At 51.3% G+C, this 16,330-nt stretch carries 20 protein-coding genes; 5 read left to right on the forward strand and 15 right to left on the reverse strand.

What is annotated here, in order from left to right:
- Positions 1-73: 73 nt before the first annotated feature.
- The 3 genes from OGW16_RS19105 to ubiU form a co-directional block, all read right to left on the reverse strand.
- Positions 74-631, reverse strand: a complete 558-nt coding sequence (locus tag OGW16_RS19105) for a fimbrial protein (RefSeq protein ID WP_043017776.1) — start codon at positions 629-631, stop codon at positions 74-76.
- Between the two features lie 513 nt (positions 632-1,144).
- Entirely contained in the window at positions 1,145-2,023 is an 879-nt protein-coding gene (locus tag OGW16_RS19110; RefSeq protein WP_100194891.1) for a U32 family peptidase, read from the reverse strand.
- An 8-nt stretch (positions 2,024-2,031) separates the two neighbouring features.
- Positions 2,032-3,027: a ubiquinone anaerobic biosynthesis protein UbiU gene (gene ubiU, locus OGW16_RS19115; RefSeq protein WP_016154661.1), complete on the reverse strand. Its 996-nt coding sequence runs from the start codon at positions 3,025-3,027 to the stop codon at positions 2,032-2,034.
- A gap of 220 nt (positions 3,028-3,247) precedes the next feature.
- Between ubiU and ubiT the strand changes: the two genes are divergently transcribed.
- Together ubiT and OGW16_RS19125 are read left to right on the forward strand one after the other, a co-directional pair.
- On the forward strand, positions 3,248-3,772 hold the full coding sequence (gene ubiT, locus OGW16_RS19120; protein ID WP_043017774.1) for a ubiquinone anaerobic biosynthesis accessory factor UbiT: 525 nt from the start codon (positions 3,248-3,250) through the stop codon (positions 3,770-3,772).
- The gene (locus tag OGW16_RS19125) at positions 3,766-4,269 is read left to right on the forward strand and encodes a GNAT family N-acetyltransferase (RefSeq protein ID WP_003024966.1); all 504 of its coding nucleotides are present in this window, start codon (positions 3,766-3,768) and stop codon (positions 4,267-4,269) included. Before ubiT ends, OGW16_RS19125 begins: the two co-directional genes overlap by 7 nt.
- Here OGW16_RS19125 and OGW16_RS19130 read toward each other — a convergent pair.
- Entirely contained in the window at positions 4,256-4,555 is a 300-nt protein-coding gene (locus OGW16_RS19130) for a GIY-YIG nuclease family protein (protein WP_043017773.1), read from the reverse strand. The two genes, OGW16_RS19125 and OGW16_RS19130, sit on opposite strands and share 14 nt — an antisense overlap.
- 52 nt (positions 4,556-4,607) lie before the next feature.
- On the opposite strand from OGW16_RS19130, the gene OGW16_RS19135 reads away from it, so the two are divergent.
- Positions 4,608-5,051: a YhbP family protein gene (locus OGW16_RS19135; protein ID WP_047408370.1), complete on the forward strand. Its 444-nt coding sequence runs from the start codon at positions 4,608-4,610 to the stop codon at positions 5,049-5,051.
- On the opposite strand, the gene OGW16_RS19140 is transcribed toward OGW16_RS19135, so the two are convergent.
- Positions 5,031-5,549: a type 1 glutamine amidotransferase domain-containing protein gene (locus OGW16_RS19140; protein WP_047408372.1), complete on the reverse strand. Its 519-nt coding sequence runs from the start codon at positions 5,547-5,549 to the stop codon at positions 5,031-5,033. The two genes, OGW16_RS19135 and OGW16_RS19140, sit on opposite strands and share 21 nt — an antisense overlap.
- Before the next feature lie 128 nt (positions 5,550-5,677).
- On the opposite strand from OGW16_RS19140, the gene OGW16_RS19145 reads away from it, so the two are divergent.
- The gene (locus OGW16_RS19145; RefSeq protein ID WP_047408375.1) at positions 5,678-6,313 is read left to right on the forward strand and encodes an NAD(P)H-binding protein; all 636 of its coding nucleotides are present in this window, start codon (positions 5,678-5,680) and stop codon (positions 6,311-6,313) included.
- A gap of 92 nt (positions 6,314-6,405) precedes the next feature.
- Here OGW16_RS19145 and dolP read toward each other — a convergent pair whose 3' ends face one another.
- Genes dolP through OGW16_RS19165 form a run of 4 tightly spaced genes read right to left on the reverse strand, consistent with a single transcriptional unit; the run spans position 6,406 to position 10,017 of the window.
- Positions 6,406-6,981, reverse strand: coding sequence for a division/outer membrane stress-associated lipid-binding lipoprotein (gene dolP, locus OGW16_RS19150; RefSeq protein WP_043017769.1), 576 nt, complete (start codon positions 6,979-6,981; stop codon positions 6,406-6,408).
- A gap of 9 nt (positions 6,982-6,990) precedes the next feature.
- Entirely contained in the window at positions 6,991-7,581 is a 591-nt protein-coding gene (gene diaA, locus OGW16_RS19155; protein WP_003024948.1) for a DnaA initiator-associating protein DiaA, read from the reverse strand.
- A gap of 34 nt (positions 7,582-7,615) precedes the next feature.
- Positions 7,616-8,011, reverse strand: coding sequence for a YraN family protein (locus OGW16_RS19160; protein ID WP_220771780.1), 396 nt, complete (start codon positions 8,009-8,011; stop codon positions 7,616-7,618).
- The gene (locus OGW16_RS19165; protein ID WP_286518694.1) at positions 7,969-10,017 is read right to left on the reverse strand and encodes a penicillin-binding protein activator; all 2,049 of its coding nucleotides are present in this window, start codon (positions 10,015-10,017) and stop codon (positions 7,969-7,971) included. The genes OGW16_RS19160 and OGW16_RS19165 overlap by 43 nt, the downstream gene beginning before the upstream one ends.
- A gap of 63 nt (positions 10,018-10,080) precedes the next feature.
- Between OGW16_RS19165 and rsmI the strand changes: the two genes are divergently transcribed.
- Positions 10,081-10,944, forward strand: a complete 864-nt coding sequence (gene rsmI / locus OGW16_RS19170; RefSeq protein ID WP_043017766.1) for a 16S rRNA (cytidine(1402)-2'-O)-methyltransferase — start codon at positions 10,081-10,083, stop codon at positions 10,942-10,944.
- A gap of 129 nt (positions 10,945-11,073) precedes the next feature.
- Here the strand turns inward: rsmI and OGW16_RS19175 are convergent, their stop codons facing one another.
- From OGW16_RS19175 to OGW16_RS19200, 6 genes are all read right to left on the reverse strand, one after another.
- Positions 11,074-11,793 (reverse strand): galactosamine-6-phosphate isomerase, encoded by a 720-nt coding sequence (locus tag OGW16_RS19175; protein WP_043017765.1) that lies wholly within the window; start codon positions 11,791-11,793, stop codon positions 11,074-11,076.
- A 53-nt stretch (positions 11,794-11,846) separates the two neighbouring features.
- A complete protein-coding gene (gene agaD / locus OGW16_RS19180; RefSeq protein WP_047408388.1) occupies positions 11,847-12,638 on the reverse strand; it encodes a PTS galactosamine transporter subunit IID in 792 nt (263 codons plus the stop codon).
- Complete coding sequence (gene agaC, locus OGW16_RS19185) at positions 12,628-13,434, reverse strand: PTS galactosamine transporter subunit IIC (RefSeq protein WP_286518695.1); 807 nt, start codon at positions 13,432-13,434, stop codon at positions 12,628-12,630. Before agaC ends, agaD begins: the two co-directional genes overlap by 11 nt.
- 54 nt (positions 13,435-13,488) lie before the next feature.
- Positions 13,489-13,965, reverse strand: coding sequence for a PTS galactosamine transporter subunit IIB (gene agaB / locus OGW16_RS19190; protein WP_286518696.1), 477 nt, complete (start codon positions 13,963-13,965; stop codon positions 13,489-13,491).
- A gap of 180 nt (positions 13,966-14,145) precedes the next feature.
- The gene (gene kbaY / locus OGW16_RS19195; RefSeq protein WP_286518697.1) at positions 14,146-15,021 is read right to left on the reverse strand and encodes a tagatose-bisphosphate aldolase subunit KbaY; all 876 of its coding nucleotides are present in this window, start codon (positions 15,019-15,021) and stop codon (positions 14,146-14,148) included.
- Positions 15,022-15,033: 12 nt separating this feature from the next.
- A complete protein-coding gene (locus OGW16_RS19200) occupies positions 15,034-16,188 on the reverse strand; it encodes an AgaS family sugar isomerase (RefSeq protein WP_075145587.1) in 1,155 nt (384 codons plus the stop codon).
- Positions 16,189-16,330 lie beyond the last annotated feature (142 nt).

Consider the following 16,330-nt stretch of genomic DNA (forward strand, 5'->3'; position numbering starts at 1 on the left):
ACGCTTCGGTCCATGGGGAGAGCCAGTGCCACTCTGCGCCATCATTGCGCAAAGCGGCAAAGGCTGAACTACATTACGCGTAGTTCATGTGGAATGTTGCGGTGGCTTCTACGCTACCCGCTTCGCCTGCGGCGTCGGTGGCAATGTAGTCAACGCTCATCGGAATGGTGTTTTCACCATCCAGTACGGCGATAGAGCTTGATTTTACGCCCATATCAACGGCTTTGCTGTCCGGTCCGTACAGTTGCAGTGCAACGTGTTTAGCCGCGCCTGCGCCTGCGGTATTCGCCAGTGCAGCCGGTACATCAGCGTCAGTCTGGCCGGTGAAGGTGACGGCCGCAGTTTTAACAATGCTGGCGTCGCAATCTACCAGGTGAATTTCAAAGCTTTTTGGCTGACCGGCAGCGGTGCCTGCTGTGGCTAAATGCGTTGCACGAACCTGGTCAAGGTAAACGGTAAAATCGAGAGAATCAGAGGCTACAGAGCAGCCCGCATTCACTACCTGCCCAACAAAATGTACAGTACCACCCGGTGCAGTGACATCTGTCGCTGTTTCTTCTGCTTGCGCAGAGGTCATTCCAAAAAGACTCAAAGAGGTAGCAAATACGGTCGCAATTAACTTCTTGTTCATAGATATTTCCTGACTACGAATTAAATACATCCAGGATTGAATATTATATGTATTTCCATTTAAATATTCTTTTCCATTCCTGTTCGAGAATCTTAAATAATCTAATTTAAGTTTAAGATTACATCTCAAGCTGGGTGATTTTATTTGCATGGTAATATTTATAAACGTATTTAAACTTAATATCGATTGTCAAAATAATGGTTGTACATTTCATTTTTTTTGTGTTAATTGGATGTCTTATGTTGTTGTTATATATTGTCTTTTTCTCGCAATAAAGGTAGTGCATAGCTTCGGTTGTATTTGTTGAGTGGATGGCTGTGGGGGGCTATATGTTTTATTAGAATGTATTTACGTGGTGATGGTTAATAAAAAATAATGTCAGAATGTTATTAATAGAGGAGCTAATTAATTAAAATAATATGCAGGAAAGTATTTATAACGCTTACTAAAATAGTGCCAAATATTGAGATGTTAAATATCCGGCACTATTAAATTATCAGCAACTTGTTGAATTTAAGTTAGTAACTCCAGCCCTGCCAGTCGTTTCCAGTAGCCGTTGCAGTCACTGTGGGCGGCAAGCGGTAATGGGGCCGTACCATTTTCATTGGCGCGGAAGGCATCGAGCATGGCGAAAGTTTCGGTTCCTGAAGGGGACAGACGCACAATATCAACCAGCCCCTGCATCGACGTCAGCTCGTTGCCAAGGTTGTAAACATAGCCGCTCATGGTCTGGATCCCGTTGAGGACAAAGACCTGCTGATTCTCCTGCGACAGTACATCGCGCCCGTTCGGGTACTTGATGCAGCAGGTTTCACACTCGTCCTTTGGACGGTCTTCAGAGCGTGCGGTAAAGCAGCGTGCAGAGTACGCCAGCGGCAGATGCCCGTAGCTCAGCACCTCTACTTCAAACTGATTGCGAATACCCAGCTCATCACACTGGTCGAGCAGATTTACCAGCCAGTCGCGGGACAGTTCTACCGGCATACACCAGCGCACCATACCTTGTTTGAGCAGCAAACGCAGGGTTACCGCGTTGTAGCAGTTGAGCGCATGTCCGGCGACAAACGGCAGCTTACGCTCGGCGCACATGTTTACCACGCCAAGATCGCTAGCTTCCACCAGAAAATCGCCGTTTTCAACATAGCGTTTGAGTTCGCCCAGCTCCGACGATGCCTGCACCAGCGCGAGGGTCGAAAGCACCACCTGCTTACCGCTACCGGCCAATGATTTCGCCATATCCAGCCAGTCGCCCACTTTGGTGGCGCGGCGTTTACTGCATACCGCTTCGCCAAGATAGATAACGTCGGCCTGGCTTACGGCGGCCTGCTGATAAAAATCTTCCAGCGTTTCTTTTGGCCAGTACCACAGCACCGGCCCTAAGGAATATTTCATTGCTTCTCTCACTGCCATTTACGGTGATACGCGCCAAGCGTGGTCTGCGTGCCTTCGGACATTGAACCGAGCGTTTCCATCCACGCGGCCTGTGGGGCGTAGTTTTGCGGGTCGGCCATACAGCGGTCGATCGCCTGACGCCACACTTTCGCCACCTGGCTAACATAGGCCGGGCTACGCTGGCGTCCCTCGATTTTTACCGAGGCAATATTGGCCGCCAGCAGCTCCGGCAGCAGCTCCAGCGTATTCAGGCTGGTGGGTTCTTCCAGCGCATGATAGCGCTCGCCGTCAACCAGATAACGGCCTTTACACAGCGTGGGATAACCCGCGTTTTCTCCGTCCTGATAGCGGTCGATCAGCACTTCATTAAGGCGGGATTCCAGCCCTTGCTGGGTTTGCTGCCAGCGTACAAAACGGGCTGGAGAACAGGCGCCAACCGTGTTAGGCGACTCGCCCGTCAGATAGGACGAAAGATAGCAACGACCTTCCGCCATAATGCACAGGCTGCCAAAGGCGAACACTTCCAGGGGAACTGGCGTGACGCGAGCGAGCTGCTTCACCTGATGAATAGACAGCACGCGCGGCAACACCACGCGGGCGACGTCAAAGTTGCGATGATAGAAATTAATCGCCTCTTCATTGGTTGCAGATGCCTGAACAGAGACATGGCGCTCAATATGCGGGTAGCGCTCTGCGGCATACTCAAGCATGGCGAGGTCGGCGAGGATTAGCGCATCTGCACCCAGTTGCGCCGCCATATCCACGGCACGTTGCCAGCGCGCGTAACCATCCGGATGCGCAAAGGTGTTAATCGCGATGTGCAGCTTACGGCGGTGCTGATGAACAAAACTCACCGCTTCCTGCAATTTTTTCTCGGTAAAATTAAGGCCGGCGAAATGACGGGCGTTGGTATCATCTTTCAGCCCGATGTAGACAGCATCAGCGCCGTTCTCGATGGCCGCCTTAAGCGCCGGGAGGTTTCCGGCAGGGCAGAGCAGCTCCATAATTTATCCTGAACGTTGCGCCGTGAAGGGCGCAGAAATGTTAACGAAGAGGGATTTTAGTTAACCTTGCTGAGACAATTTTTGATTTGAGGCAGTTAAAGTCGTATTGGTGACACCAATAAAGAGGTAACAATTTCGTAGCGAATTGTTGATTTATGCCGCTATGTCGTTTATTTGATATGGCAAAATAGCAGGACTATTGAAACAGGGAGTAAAGCTCGTGTTGGATAAACTGCGTTCACGCTTAGTACATTTTGGTCCTTCTCTGATGAGTGTACCGGTTAAACTGACGCCCTTTGCGCTAAAGCGCCAGGTTCTGGAACAGGTCCTGAGCTGGCAGTTTAGTCAGGCGCTGGCCGATGGGGAGCTGGAGTTTCTCGACGGCCGCTGGCTGAGCATTCATGTGCGTGACATTGGCCTCAAATGGTATACCTCTGTTGAGAACGATAAACTTATTGTCAGCCAGAATGCAGATGCGGATGTAAGTTTTAGCGCCGATGCCAGCGATCTGCTGATGATCGCGGCGCGCAAGCAGGATCCGGATACGCTTTTCTTCCAGCGTCGCCTGGTGATTGAAGGTGATACAGAATTAGGGCTGTATGTAAAAAATCTGATGGACGCCATCGAACTGGATCAGATGCCTAAAGCGTTGCGCGTCATGCTGATGCAGTTGGCGGATTTTGTTGAGGCGGGGATGAAAACGCCGCCAGAAACCAAACAGACTTCGGTAGGTGAGCCATGCTGATTCGAGTTGAAATTCCCATTGATGCCCCTGGTATTGATGCGCTGCTGCGCCGTTCATTTGAGAGCGATGCGGAAGCGAAATTAGTGCACGACCTGCGTGAAGATGGCTTCTTAACGCTGGGTCTGGTTGCGACCGATGACGAAGGTCAGGTAGTGGGTTACGTCGCGTTTAGTCCTGTCGATGTTCAGGGCGAAGATCTGCAATGGGTCGGCATGGCGCCGCTCGCGGTGGATGAAAACTACCGGGGGCAGGGGCTGGCGCGTCAGCTGGTCTATGAAGGACTCGATTCACTGAACGAGTTTGGCTACGCCGCGGTGGTCACACTGGGGGATCCAGCACTGTACAGCCGCTTTGGCTTTGAGCTGGCAGCACATCATGACCTGCGCTGCCGCTGGCCGGGCACCGAAAGCGCGTTCCAGGTTCATCGCCTGGCGGACGATGCGCTGGAAGGCGTGACGGGCCTTGTGGAATACCACGACCACTTCAATCGTTTTTAAGCTCCGGGGTTTGCAGGCTGCTCAGTAGCGCCTCAAACCCTTCGCCTTCGACAAGGCGCTCTTTCTGCCGCTTGGTGAGCTGTTTGACGCGATACTCTATGCGCAGGGCTAGCGAACGGTCGCCAACCTGCGCCGCAAATGCCAACGTGAGTTCCCCCTTTCCGCGTAGCGCCTTCGCGCCTTTCCCACTTTGATGCTGCTTATAGCGGCGTTGCACATCGGTGGTTATTCCGGTGTATAAGGCGTTGTCCGCGGTACGGATCAGGTACAGATACCAGGGTGTCATTGTCACCATCGACGTGATAATTTTCAGGCCTACAGTATAAAAGAGAACAGAAATGGAAACACTGACTGCGGTGACCCGCTGGCTGGCAAAGCAGCACGTCGTGACCTGGTGCGTACATCATGAAGGTGAATTATGGTGCGCCAATGCGTTTTACCTGTTTGATGCGCAGAAGATGGTGTTCTATGTGCTGACTGAAGAGAAAACGCGCCATGCGCAGATGTCCGGACCCCGAGCACCGATTGCCGGCACGGTAAATGGTCAGCCCAAAACGGTCGCCCTGATTCGTGGCGTACAGTTCAAAGGGGAAATCCGGCGTCTTGAAGGGCAGGAGAGCGAAGTTGCGCGTAAGGCCTACAACCGCCGTTTCCCCGTCGCCAGAATGCTGCCTGCGCCCGTGTGGGAGATTCGACTGGATGAAGTCAAATTCACGGACAACACGCTGGGCTTCGGTAAAAAGATGCTCTGGCTACGTGACTCACGCGCCGAGAATACGTAATGCCTCACGGTTAAACGCCGGGAGATCGTCTGGGGTACGGCTGGTTACCAACTGATCGTTATCATTCACCATTTCCTGATCGTAAAATTCGGCGCCGGCGTTTTTCACATCGATGATGATAGGCTTCACAGCGGTAAGCTTACGTCCGCGAATGACATCCGCGCTGATAAGCAGCTGTGGACCGTGGCAGATAGCAAACACCGGTTTGCCGCTGTTAACAAAATCCCGGGTAAAGGTCACGAAACGCTCGTCACCGCGCAGGTAATCCGGTGAGTGACCGCCAGGCAACAGCAGGGCGTCAAAATCAGAAGGGCGTACATCTTCGATCGCTTTGTCGATGGTTACGCTGGCCTCTCCTTTTTTCCCCTTCACCGTTTTGCCCGCCTGTTTTTCAATGGTGATGACTTCATGCCCGGCCTGACGAAATTCTGCAGCTGGCGATGTAAATTCTGAATCTTCAAACTCATCAGTGATTAAAACGGCAATTTTCTTGCTCATGTTTCCTCCGTTGAGTGGCATGCGGATGAGGCAGAATTTCCATGTTGATGGATAATTACCTCACGAACTATTAAGTCTGGTCGCTGAGGCTGAGAGCGCAAGACGGACAAATCTGTAAAGGAGCGAGGATGAGTCAGGTGTTAATAACGGGCGCAACGGGGCTGGTAGGCGGAAATTTGCTGCGTATGCTGCTCAATGAACCCCGGATCAATGCCATCACGGCACCAACGCGTCGACCGCTGGCTGATACGGTTGGCATCTATAACCCCCATGATCCGCAGCTAACCGATGCTCTGGCGCAGGTTACCGAACCGGTCGATATTGTCTTTTGTTGCCTGGGGACCACCCGACGTGAAGCGGGCAGCAAAGAGGCGTTTATCCATGCTGACTATACGCTGGTGGTGGATACGGCCCTGACGGGACGCCGGTTAGGCGCCCAGCATATGCTGGTGGTGAGTTCGATGGGCGCCAATGCGAATTCACCGTTTTTCTATAACCGGGTGAAAGGTGAAATGGAGCAGGCGCTGATCGCGCAGAATTGGCCACGGCTGACGATTGTCCGACCTTCAATGCTACTGGGGGATAGGGACAAACAGCGGACGAATGAGATGTTTTTAGCGCCGTTGTTCAGGCTGCTGCCGGGTAACTGGAAGTCGATTGAAGCGCGCGATGTTGCGCGGGCAATGCTGGCGGAGGCACTGGCACCTGGGCATGAAGGGGTTTCGATCCTGACCTCTTCCGAGCTACGCGAAAGGGCCAAATAAAATGCCGGATGGCGCTGGTGTTTATCTGACCTACAAACGATTATGCCTGTAGGCCGGATAAGACGCCCATGCGTCGCTATCCGGCATCTGTATTACTTAATAAACGTAAAGGCCGTAGTGACGCGTTTCACGCCGCTTACCCGGCTGGCGATGTCCGCCGCCGCCTTCGCTTCACGCTCAGTTACCAGACCCAACAGGAACACTTCCCCGTTTTCGGTGGTGACTTTCACATTAGAGGATTTCACCTGATCGCTGGTCAGCAACTGGGAACGTACTTTGGTGGTGATCCAGGTATCGTTGGACGCATCGCCCAGGCCAATTGGCTGGCCCTGACGGATCTCATTAAAGACCTCAGTCGTACCTTCTACGCCCATCGCAATCTGTTTTGCCCGCGCAGACAGTTCGCTATTCGGCGACTGACCAACCAGCAGCACTTTACCCTGATACGCGCTCACGTTGATTCGCGTTTCCTTCTTGATTTGGGCATCTTTCGACAACGCCGTATTGACGCGTAATTCCAGGGTTCCATCATCTACCTGGGTGCCGACGCTGCGGGGATCCGTCGCGGCTTTGGTGCCGACAGCAGCAGTTCCGACAACGGCAGCAGCGACACAGCCTTGCAGCAGCAGTGCAGCGATAATCACAGCAAGCGGCGAAAATGCCTTCATGTGTACTCCTTAATCATCCTGGTGAGGGAAAAGCGTGTTATCGATGAGATCGCAAAGGCAGTTGACCGTCAGCATGTGCATTTCCTGAACGCGGGCACTGTGGTGTGAGGGAATACGGATTTCAACATCCTGCGGCCCCAGTAATCCGGCCAGCTCCCCTCCGTCATACCCGGTCAGCGCGACGATTGTCATGTCGCGTGTTACGGCGGCTTCAACGGCTTTTACGATATCGCGGCTATTACCACGCGTAGAGATTGCCAGCAGAACATCACCTGCATGTCCCAGCGCACGGACTTGTTTTGCATAAACTTCGTCGTGCAGGCGATCGTTGGCAATCGCAGTTAAGACCACATTATCAGTGTTTAGTGCAATCGCAGGTAAACTTGGCCGTTCTGTTTCAAAACGATTGATCATACTGGCAGCAAAATGCTGTGCATTGGCAGCGGACGTCCCATTACCACAACAGAGAATTTTGTTGCCATTGAGCAGGGACTGAACCAGCGTCATGGCTGCACGGGAGATCGCATCCGGAAGAGCTTCAGCCGCAGCTATCTGAGTTTGAATGCTTTCTGTAAAGCAGACTTTAATTCTATCTAACACGCTAATCCTTAAGAACCAGGCTCTGAATCTTCAACTATGAGCGGTCGTTGAACGCGTCCTTAAACCACTCAACATCATTTCCGGTGAAGGCTAACACATCGAACCGGCAATCCACAGTATCAAAACTCCCATTGTGGCGCGCAAGCCACAAGCGGGCGGTCTGTAATAATTTGTGTTGTTTGCTCCGGGTCACACTCGCCGCCGCACCGCCAAACAAGGTTGAGCGTCGGTAGCGAACCTCAACAAATACGGTGGTGTTGCCTTCACGCATTATCAGGTCAATTTCGCCGCCACGTTCACGCACGTTGGCGGCGATAAAATGCAGTCCTTTGCTCTGCAGCCAGTCACGCGCGGTGGATTCCCACGCGTCACCGGTCTGTTTACTCGTTAACTGGCGGGGACGACTTGTCCTTGCTGGTATTTGAGCCATGATAACTTCCTGTTAATCACACAATCCTGCGTTGCGGTTAAGGCCCCGGTGTTGCCGTTAATTTCGAAACCCTGCACCTGACGCATTTGCGAGAAGTGGTTGGCAAGCGACCAGGCATCGACGCCCATGGCGTACATACGCGCCAGCGAGTAGTCGTTACGCACCGCGCCAAGCGCCTGCTGCATAAGAGGCGCATTAGCGCCTGCCAGCATCGGAATTTCGCTGTACTGCAAGCCTTCCATCTCCAGACGGAAATCCGGGCCGGCAGTTCCCTGCGCGCTGCGGGAGCTGGCGTACAACGTGGCACCGCTCTGGCTGCCGTTGCGCATAGCGATCATCGGCTTAATAAATGCAATTTCTTCCGGCGTCGCCAGAATATACACGGCATCAACACGACCACCGCCGGTGATTTGCGCATCGGTTGGCGCTGCCGGTATCGTCAGACCGCCAATGGTTACACCAGGCTGCGTGGGTACAGAGGAGGCCACCGGGCTGCCCGTCAGGGAAATCCCCGAGCCGCCGTTGACGCCCATTTTTAGCTCAGCAGTGGAGCCGAACTTCTGCTGCAGCACTACGCCGCCACCCAGCTTTTGCCACTCCTGCGCAAAGGCGTTGGCAACGCGATCGCCTAACGCACTCCGCGGGGTCAAAAGCAGCGGCGTCTGTTTTCCTTGATCGCGGATGTGACGCGCGGCGTCGCGCGCTTCATCTTCTGGCGACAGGGCGAAGTAGCAGACGTTCGGCAGGTTTTTCACCGCCTCCGGCTGATTAAGCGCCAGGACGTTTAATGGCGTGTTGCTTTTCATCAGCTCTTCAACATTATTCTTCAACAGCGGGCCAACCACGATGCTGGCGCCATCCTGCTGAACCTGAGCCAGGATCTGATTCAGCGGCTGTGATGAGGTGTCATAGATTTTCAGCTCAGCGGACGGATTCGCCGGCGCGCTGGCGGTCGTTGGCTGTGCAGGCACTGTTGGCTGCGGGGCTGCAGCTTCTGGTTGCGCTGACGTCTCGTTGGTTAGATCGCTTACTGACGCCTGAGAAGGGCTGGCAACACCGTCAGTCGTTTGCGGCTGTTCCGTGGTCGCCATGGCTGCTGTATCTGCAGCAGGCGCGGCAACAGCTGGGGCTGCTACGGGTTGAGTGCCCATGTTTTTCGCAGCTTCAAAGCCTTGCTGGATAGTACGGCCAAATACAGCGGCCTGACCGTTCAGCGGCAGCAGCAGCGCAATTTTGCTGGTGGAGGCGGGCTTAAAGCTCTGCACGTTAACCAACTGCGTTGGCAACAGTTTTGCCCCCGGGTTCTGTGGATAACGTTTTTGCCAGTCAGCAATGCCGGCTTTCATCATGTCCGGATCGTTACGGTTATCGAACCAGACGCGCTGGAGATCCAGCCAGCCTTGCAGCACGTTTTCATCCGCATTGATGACCAGCGCCTGCGCTTGCTCCTGGGTCATGGATGACAGCGCCTGCCAGGTGGCGTCCATGTTTTTCTGCTTAGCATTTGCGGCCAGCAACGGCTCCTGGGCGATCAGGGCGCGCAGTAGTGTCAACGACGGGCGACCCTGGTTGACGTCGATTTGCGCCTGCCAGTACCGTGCCTGCTGGTTTTGATCGAAATCGGCAGGGGTGAGTTTGTCCAGCAGAGCCTGTGCGCCAGCGACATCTTTCTGCGCAAGCTTAATCTCGACGGCCAGCAGTGACTGCTCACGACGCTGGGTATCGCTTAGTTTCTGCGGTAGCAGGTTGAACAGCTCGATGGCCTGCTGGCTCTTGCCTTCTTTCAGCAGTGCACGAATGGCGAGTAATTGCCAGTTGGTCTTGCTATCATCTGAGCTTTGCTGCATTTGTTGCAGATAAAAGCCGGAATCAGCCTGCGCAGTGCCCTGCATATGGGCTGCACTCTGGTCTGGCGCCTGGGTGCCACAGCCTGCGAAAATCAGTGCTGCCAGAATGACTGGCAGCGCGCGTGCGGCTTTCAAACGAGAAAATGTTGAGGGTACCATACTGTATCCAGTGATATTTTTTTACTCAATGCTCAATATTAAATCGGCAATACGGACGACACAATGAAACAACACGAATCGGCGGATAATTCTCAAGGCCAACTCTTTATTGTACCTACTCCTATAGGAAATTTGGCTGATATTACCCAACGAGCGCTCGAAGTTTTACAAGCCGTTGATTTGATTGCCGCTGAAGATACTCGTCATACAGGACTATTGTTACAACACTTCGCGATTAACGCGCGATTGTTCGCCCTGCATGACCACAACGAGCAGCAAAAGGCCGAAACGCTGGTGGCAAAGCTCAAAGAAGGGCAAAACATTGCGCTGGTTTCCGATGCCGGAACGCCGCTGATTAACGATCCCGGCTACCATCTGGTGCGCACCTGTCGCGAAGCGGGGATCCGCGTTGTTCCCCTACCAGGCCCTTGCGCGGCGATTGCTGCCCTGAGCGCTGCTGGTCTGCCTTCAGACCGCTTTTGCTATGAAGGTTTTCTGCCTGCCAAATCGAAAGGGCGTCGTGATGCGATGAAAGCCATTGAGGCTGAACCACGTACGCTTATTTTTTATGAATCTACCCACCGTTTGCTGGATAGCCTGGAGGACATGGTTGCCGTCTGGGGCGAATCCCGCTACGTGGTGTTGGCGCGTGAGTTGACCAAAACCTGGGAAACTATTCACGGCGCACCGGTTGGCGAACTGCTGGCGTGGGTCAGGGAAGATGAAAACCGTCGTAAAGGCGAAATGGTGCTGATCGTCGAAGGGCATAAAGCGCAAGAAGACGACCTTCCTGCCGATGCGCTCCGTACATTGGCCTTATTGCAGGCAGAACTGCCGCTTAAAAAGGCCGCCGCGCTGGCTGCTGAAATCCATGGCGTGAAGAAGAATGCATTGTACAAGCACGCGCTGGAACAGCAGGGGGAGTAAGAGGGCCTGTATTAATTGCCGGCTTGTCGGAAGAAATGTCGGAAGAACTCGCTGAAAGCGTTGCAGCTAAAAGGCAAACTGCAACGCGTTGGCGCGACAAAAGGGGGGATGTGGCAAGTGTTGTAAATTCTATTTATCAGGATATTGTGAGCCGTCAATCAGGCAACTCACATTGCGGTGTAACCATAAAAATGAAGCAGGAATAGTCGTAGTAACGGTGGCGGCCAGGTAATTTTCTACCGCGTCGTGCTTCCCTTCACCTGCTATCAGCAGCAAGATCTCTTTTGCATTCAGGATGTCCTTCAAACCCAGCGTAATACCGTGAGTTACGCGATTAGCCGCCGTTTTTAACATGTCGTGATGGCGCGTTTCTTCGTCAAGGACGCTGATATGGCAAAACGGTTCCAGGGACTCTGCCGGTTCATTCAACCCCAAATGACCATTTTTTCCGATTCCGAGCAGACATAAATCGAGGCCGCCCCGGCTGGCAATAATCTCTGTGACGCGTTCGCATTCCTGCTCGTTAACATTTTCAGATTGAAAACCGACCAACTGTTCTGCTCGTAAACCCAATGGTTGAACGATGTGTTGTTGCAGGAAAGATTCACACGTTGCAGGTGAGTTCAACGGAATACCGACCCACTCGTCCAGTTTCACGAAAACCACCTGCTCATGATCGATCTTACGTTGGTTAATTTTCTCGACAAAGTAGCGATAGGTGAGAAGCGGCGTGCCTCCTGTTGCCAGACAGATGGTTGCATCAGGTTTGTTCTGTATCAGCGTAATTAACAGTTCGCTGGCGCGATCGCTTAATACGTCATAATTGTCGCAGTACTGGGTATATTGCATTTTTCGAGTCCTTTTGAAGGAGGATGTTGCAGGCCGCTTCATCCTCTTTTCGTTTAAAGAATGCCAAGTGCTGACGAGATAATAGACAGTACAAACGTCACGCCGATTAACAGTACTGGATGTGCTTTTTTCACTCTTAACAGGTAGTACATCAGCAACGTGTAGCCCATCGGTAAAATATTCGGGAATACTTTATCGAAGAAATCCTGCTGTAATGCCACGCTGTGGGTGCTATCGATCGCAAAAGAAGTTACAACGTTAATGTGCACATAGGATGCGATAAGTCCGCCAATAACAGTGATCCCGAGGATCGTTGCTGAGCGGGCTATCATCTGCGAATTTTCACGTACTTTATCGATGGCCTTTATTCCTACTGAATAACCGACATGCGTCCAGCCGACGCGCAGGAAAAAGATCATCAAATAAACGGCGAAAAACAAAATGGGACCCAGTATGTTTCCCTGGCTGGCGAAAGAGGAACAGATCCCCGCCATAATAGGCAGTAAGGTGAACCAGAAAATGGCATCGCCGATCCCGGCGATAGGTCCAAAAAGCGCCACTTTCAAGCCTTTAATGGTATCTCGGTTTTCTCCCTTTTCTTCCATTGAGATTAACAATCCCATCAGAAAACCGACCAGGTTAGGGTGGGTATTGATAAATTCTAAATGATCTTTCATCGCCGCGCTGAGACCGGCTTTATCACCCTTATAGATTTTTTTCAGTACCGGGAGCATAGCCCAGGTAAAACCACCTGCCTGCATCCTTTCATAGTTAAAGCTGGCCTGAAGAAGTGACGAGCGAAAGCCAAGGCGAGTAATGTCTTTTTTACTGATTTCAGATCCCATTGCTATAGTCCTCTTCTTCATTGTTTTTATTAGTGACAGGCTGAGGTAGAGCCTGCTGTTTGGCTTTCGCATTGAAAAACTCATATACGGCGAAGCCTGCGCCCAATACCGCGACGGGCAGAAGGTTATTAACCTGGATGTAGCAAACGAAGAGGAAGCCAGCAATCAGATAAGGTATGTACTGTGCTTTGAACATCACACGGAGCAACAAACCAAAACCGACTGCGGGCAAAATGCCTCCGGCCACTTCAAATCCATGTGTTAACCAGGCGGGCATGGCTTTTACCAGAGACTGCATAGCGCCCTGGGCCAGATATGTACATAAGAAGGCGATGATGGCGTATGAAGAAGCAACAATCAGCGTTGTCAGCCAATTCAGACGCGAAAATGCGCTTGTGTTTGCTTCTTTTGCACAGTTATCAGCTTTTGCCATGAACAGAGAGAATGCTGAGTAAAAGAATAATATTACGTATTGCATTAGAAGGCTGAAGGGCAAACCAAGGCCGATGGCCGTTTTGGCATCCACGCCAGTAGACCATGCGATAACCGTGGTCATTAAACCGGCCATGATTGGATTGGGTGGCTGTACACCTCCTGCGGGGGTCAGGCCAGCAAAAGCCAATTCGGTCAAACCACCCGTTATCAGGCCAATATGAATATCACCCAGAATCGCGCCAGTTAAAGTACATACAATAATCGGCCTGAATAAAAATAAGGCTTCCAGCCAAAAATCAATTCCTAAAAAGAAGACTAATGCAGCCAGGGATATACCCTGAATAAGGGTTATTTCATGCATATAGATCACCTCAAGTAAATAAATCCTTTTATTATGAAAAAGTTGTATGGTCTTTTAATCAGGAATCTGTTCTTTTTGATCTCCAGGGACATCCTGAATAAAAATGTTAACGCCCTGTTTTTTTATAAACTGAAGGTCATCAAGATCTTGCCCGTTAACGTAAACTTTGCTGCTGATCTGTTTTTTTCCTTCAGAAAAATGCATATTGCCCACGTTGACGTCGTCAAGTTTTATGCCGCCTTCAAGCAATCGTCTTACCGTTTGCGGAGTCCGACAAATAAGAAAAATTTTCTGATGTGGCGCGGCTTTACCGATGACGTTTATGGTTTTATCTATGGAAAAAAAACGGATGCCAAAATCGTAAGTTTCAGCAGTGATGCCCATTAATTTCTGCTGGATCTCATCTTGAGCAACGTCATCATCAACAACGACCAACAGGTTAGCGCCAATCGTGGATGTCCATGTGACGCCAACCTGTCCATGTACTAATCGATTATCAATGCGGGTTAATAGAATATTTGGACTAGTCATATTTAAATCCTCGCCATAAAAAGATTGAATAACATAGATTATTGAAATATATTATTATTGCAGTATCAAATATATAAATTCATTCAATGTGATATTAAAGTATAATTATCCTCTACTATTCTAACGATGAGCGCTACCTGACATCATGCAGATAGCACTCGCGAAGAAATATAATGATAATCACGATAATTCGCAGGTAGCCATCAATTTGTTTGCAGAACCACATACATTGATTTTGCTACGCACCACCTCTTTCATCGCATCCATACCGACCCGCATGTAATAACGAGGATCATTACCTTGTGGATTTTCCGCAAACCACGCTTTGACCGCATCGGCAAAGGCAATTTTCAGTTCGGTAGCAACGTTAACTTTGCACACGCCAAGCTCGATCGTGCGACGAACGTATTCGTCAGGGACATCGCTTGCACCATGTAGTACCAGCGGAATATCCACCACTTCACGAATTTCACCCAGTCGCTGGAAATCGATTTTGGGCGTTTTGGTATACAACCCGTGTGCAGTGCCGATGGCAACGGCAAGGCTGTCTACGCCGGTACGCTCAACAAACTGTTTGGCTTCTTGTGGATCGGTAAGGAAGGCGCTTTCCGCATCCACGCTCATATCATCTTCTACGCCACCGAGGCGGCCCAGCTCAGCTTCCACGCTGCAATCTTTGGCATGGCAAAAATCCACAACGGATTTCACCAGTTTCACGTTTTCTTCAAACGGAAAGTGGCTGCCGTCAATCATTGCGCTGCGTACACCAGCATTTACTTTACGGAGGATATCGTCCAGCGACTCATGGTGATCGAGGTGCAGCGCCAGCGGTATACCGTAGCTGATGGAATAAGCGCTGCACAGCGCATAGATCTCTTCCAGTGCGATATGTTTAAAGGTACCCGGAGTTCCGGCAAGGATAACCGGCGATTGCATTTCATAGCACACTTCAAGGATCGCCTGGATAGTCTCAGCGTTATGAATGTTGAAGGCGGGTACGGCGTAGCCTTTTTTTTGTGCATCCAGCAGGAGATATTTAGTAGAAATAATGCTCATAAAACGATCCTTTTAGGCGTTCCAGGGATGAATAACAACGCCCTGTACAACGCGGTTAACAGTGCCGCTGGCAGAAGGTGTATCTGGTGTATTGCCGATATTGATGGATTGCGTCAAAGCAAAAACCTGGGCATAGATCAGGAAGCAGAACGCCAATTCCATATCGATGAAAGAGCGTGCTGGCGGCAGCAAAATATGTGGACCAGCTTCAATCACCTCATGGGTTTGTGCAGAAATCGCGACAACCCGCAGCGCCTGCCGATCGCGGCGTAACTCTGCTAACAGATCGAGATCATATTGGCGTGTATAGGGGTGGCTGGAAACAAAGACCACTACCAGCGTTTCGTTATCAACCAACGATTTTGGACCGTGACGAAAACCGGTCGGAGAGTCATAGAATGCAGTAAGTTTGCCCGCTGTCAGCTCCAGGACTTTCAGTGCAGATTCTCGTGCCGCCCCCTGTAATCCACCGCTACCGAGATAGACGATCCGTTTCCAGGGCTCATTGCCAAATACACCGTCGCTGAAATCGCCCAAGGAAGTCAGGATCGTTTGGCACCGATCGGCCACGTCGCGGAAGGTCTGACTGTTGAATTTCTCTGGGGCGAATACTGCCAGGCAACTGGCCATCATGGTGGTAATGCTGCTGGTCATGGCAAAACCGCGGTCATGCGTTTCTGCGGGCATTAACAGAGCAAAGGCGTTGTCGCTTGCGACTGCGTTTTGATACAGGCTACCTGCTTCGTTGCAGGTGATCGGCAGGTGATAACACTCAGGCACAAACTGATTAGCCAGTTCCACTGCCGCAACGCTTTCTGGGCTGTTACCTGAGCGAGCGAAAGAAACTAGTAACAGCGGATGTGCGGGACTCAGGTAATCCATCGGATTGGTGACCAGGTCTGTGGTCGGCACAGCACTGATATTTTTTCCGGTATAGCTTGCCAGCCACGGAGCGATGATGTCGCCAATGAACGCTGAGGTCCCGGCCCCGGTCAGTACGATCCGCAGATCGTTTTTGCGCAACAATGGCGCAAGAAAGCTATCAATGGTGGATCGAATATTGTCGATATTGGTGAGAGAACGGATCCAACTGGCAGGTTGTTGACGGATCTCTTCTTCGGTCCAGGTGCCTGTTACCGCAGTAACAGGGGTATAGGTTTCTGGCATAACTTAAGTCCTTAGTCTCGTAAACTCCACTTAAGACACTGGCGATTTATCGCCATCTTTCGTTTCGTTTCATTTGTTCATCATGTTGATTGATTAAAATCTATAGGAAAGAAATCGAAAGAGCAATGATTCGAAATGAAAT

It is taken from the genome of Citrobacter sp. Ce104, assembly GCF_030334595.1.
Taxonomy (GTDB): Bacteria; Pseudomonadota; Gammaproteobacteria; order Enterobacterales; family Enterobacteriaceae; genus Citrobacter; species Citrobacter europaeus.

Excerpts from the sequence above, each read along its gene's own strand:
- ubiU (WP_016154661.1), bottom strand. The coding sequence starts at position 3,027 with ATGGAGCTGCTCTGCCCTGCCGGAAACCTCCCGGCGCTTAAGGCGGCC.
- OGW16_RS19125 (WP_003024966.1), top strand. The coding sequence starts at position 3,766 with ATGCTGATTCGAGTTGAAATTCCCATTGATGCCCCTGGTATTGATGCG.
- agaB (WP_286518696.1), bottom strand. The coding sequence starts at position 13,965 with ATGACTAGTCCAAATATTCTATTAACCCGCATTGATAATCGATTAGTA.
- kbaY (WP_286518697.1), bottom strand. The coding sequence starts at position 15,021 with ATGAGCATTATTTCTACTAAATATCTCCTGCTGGATGCACAAAAAAAA.
- rsmI (WP_043017766.1), top strand. The coding sequence starts at position 10,081 with ATGAAACAACACGAATCGGCGGATAATTCTCAAGGCCAACTCTTTATT.
- OGW16_RS19175 (WP_043017765.1), bottom strand. The coding sequence starts at position 11,793 with ATGCAATATACCCAGTACTGCGACAATTATGACGTATTAAGCGATCGC.
- OGW16_RS19140 (WP_047408372.1), bottom strand. The coding sequence starts at position 5,549 with ATGAGCAAGAAAATTGCCGTTTTAATCACTGATGAGTTTGAAGATTCA.
- OGW16_RS19145 (WP_047408375.1), top strand. The coding sequence starts at position 5,678 with ATGAGTCAGGTGTTAATAACGGGCGCAACGGGGCTGGTAGGCGGAAAT.
- OGW16_RS19110 (WP_100194891.1), bottom strand. The coding sequence starts at position 2,023 with ATGAAATATTCCTTAGGGCCGGTGCTGTGGTACTGGCCAAAAGAAACG.
- dolP (WP_043017769.1), bottom strand. The coding sequence starts at position 6,981 with ATGAAGGCATTTTCGCCGCTTGCTGTGATTATCGCTGCACTGCTGCTG.
- agaD (WP_047408388.1), bottom strand. The coding sequence starts at position 12,638 with ATGGGATCTGAAATCAGTAAAAAAGACATTACTCGCCTTGGCTTTCGC.
- OGW16_RS19165 (WP_286518694.1), bottom strand. The coding sequence starts at position 10,017 with ATGGTACCCTCAACATTTTCTCGTTTGAAAGCCGCACGCGCGCTGCCA.
- OGW16_RS19160 (WP_220771780.1), bottom strand. The coding sequence starts at position 8,011 with ATGGCTCAAATACCAGCAAGGACAAGTCGTCCCCGCCAGTTAACGAGT.
- OGW16_RS19105 (WP_043017776.1), bottom strand. The coding sequence starts at position 631 with ATGAACAAGAAGTTAATTGCGACCGTATTTGCTACCTCTTTGAGTCTT.
- agaC (WP_286518695.1), bottom strand. The coding sequence starts at position 13,434 with ATGCATGAAATAACCCTTATTCAGGGTATATCCCTGGCTGCATTAGTC.
- OGW16_RS19135 (WP_047408370.1), top strand. The coding sequence starts at position 4,608 with ATGGAAACACTGACTGCGGTGACCCGCTGGCTGGCAAAGCAGCACGTC.
- OGW16_RS19130 (WP_043017773.1), bottom strand. The coding sequence starts at position 4,555 with ATGACACCCTGGTATCTGTACCTGATCCGTACCGCGGACAACGCCTTA.
- OGW16_RS19200 (WP_075145587.1), bottom strand. The coding sequence starts at position 16,188 with ATGCCAGAAACCTATACCCCTGTTACTGCGGTAACAGGCACCTGGACC.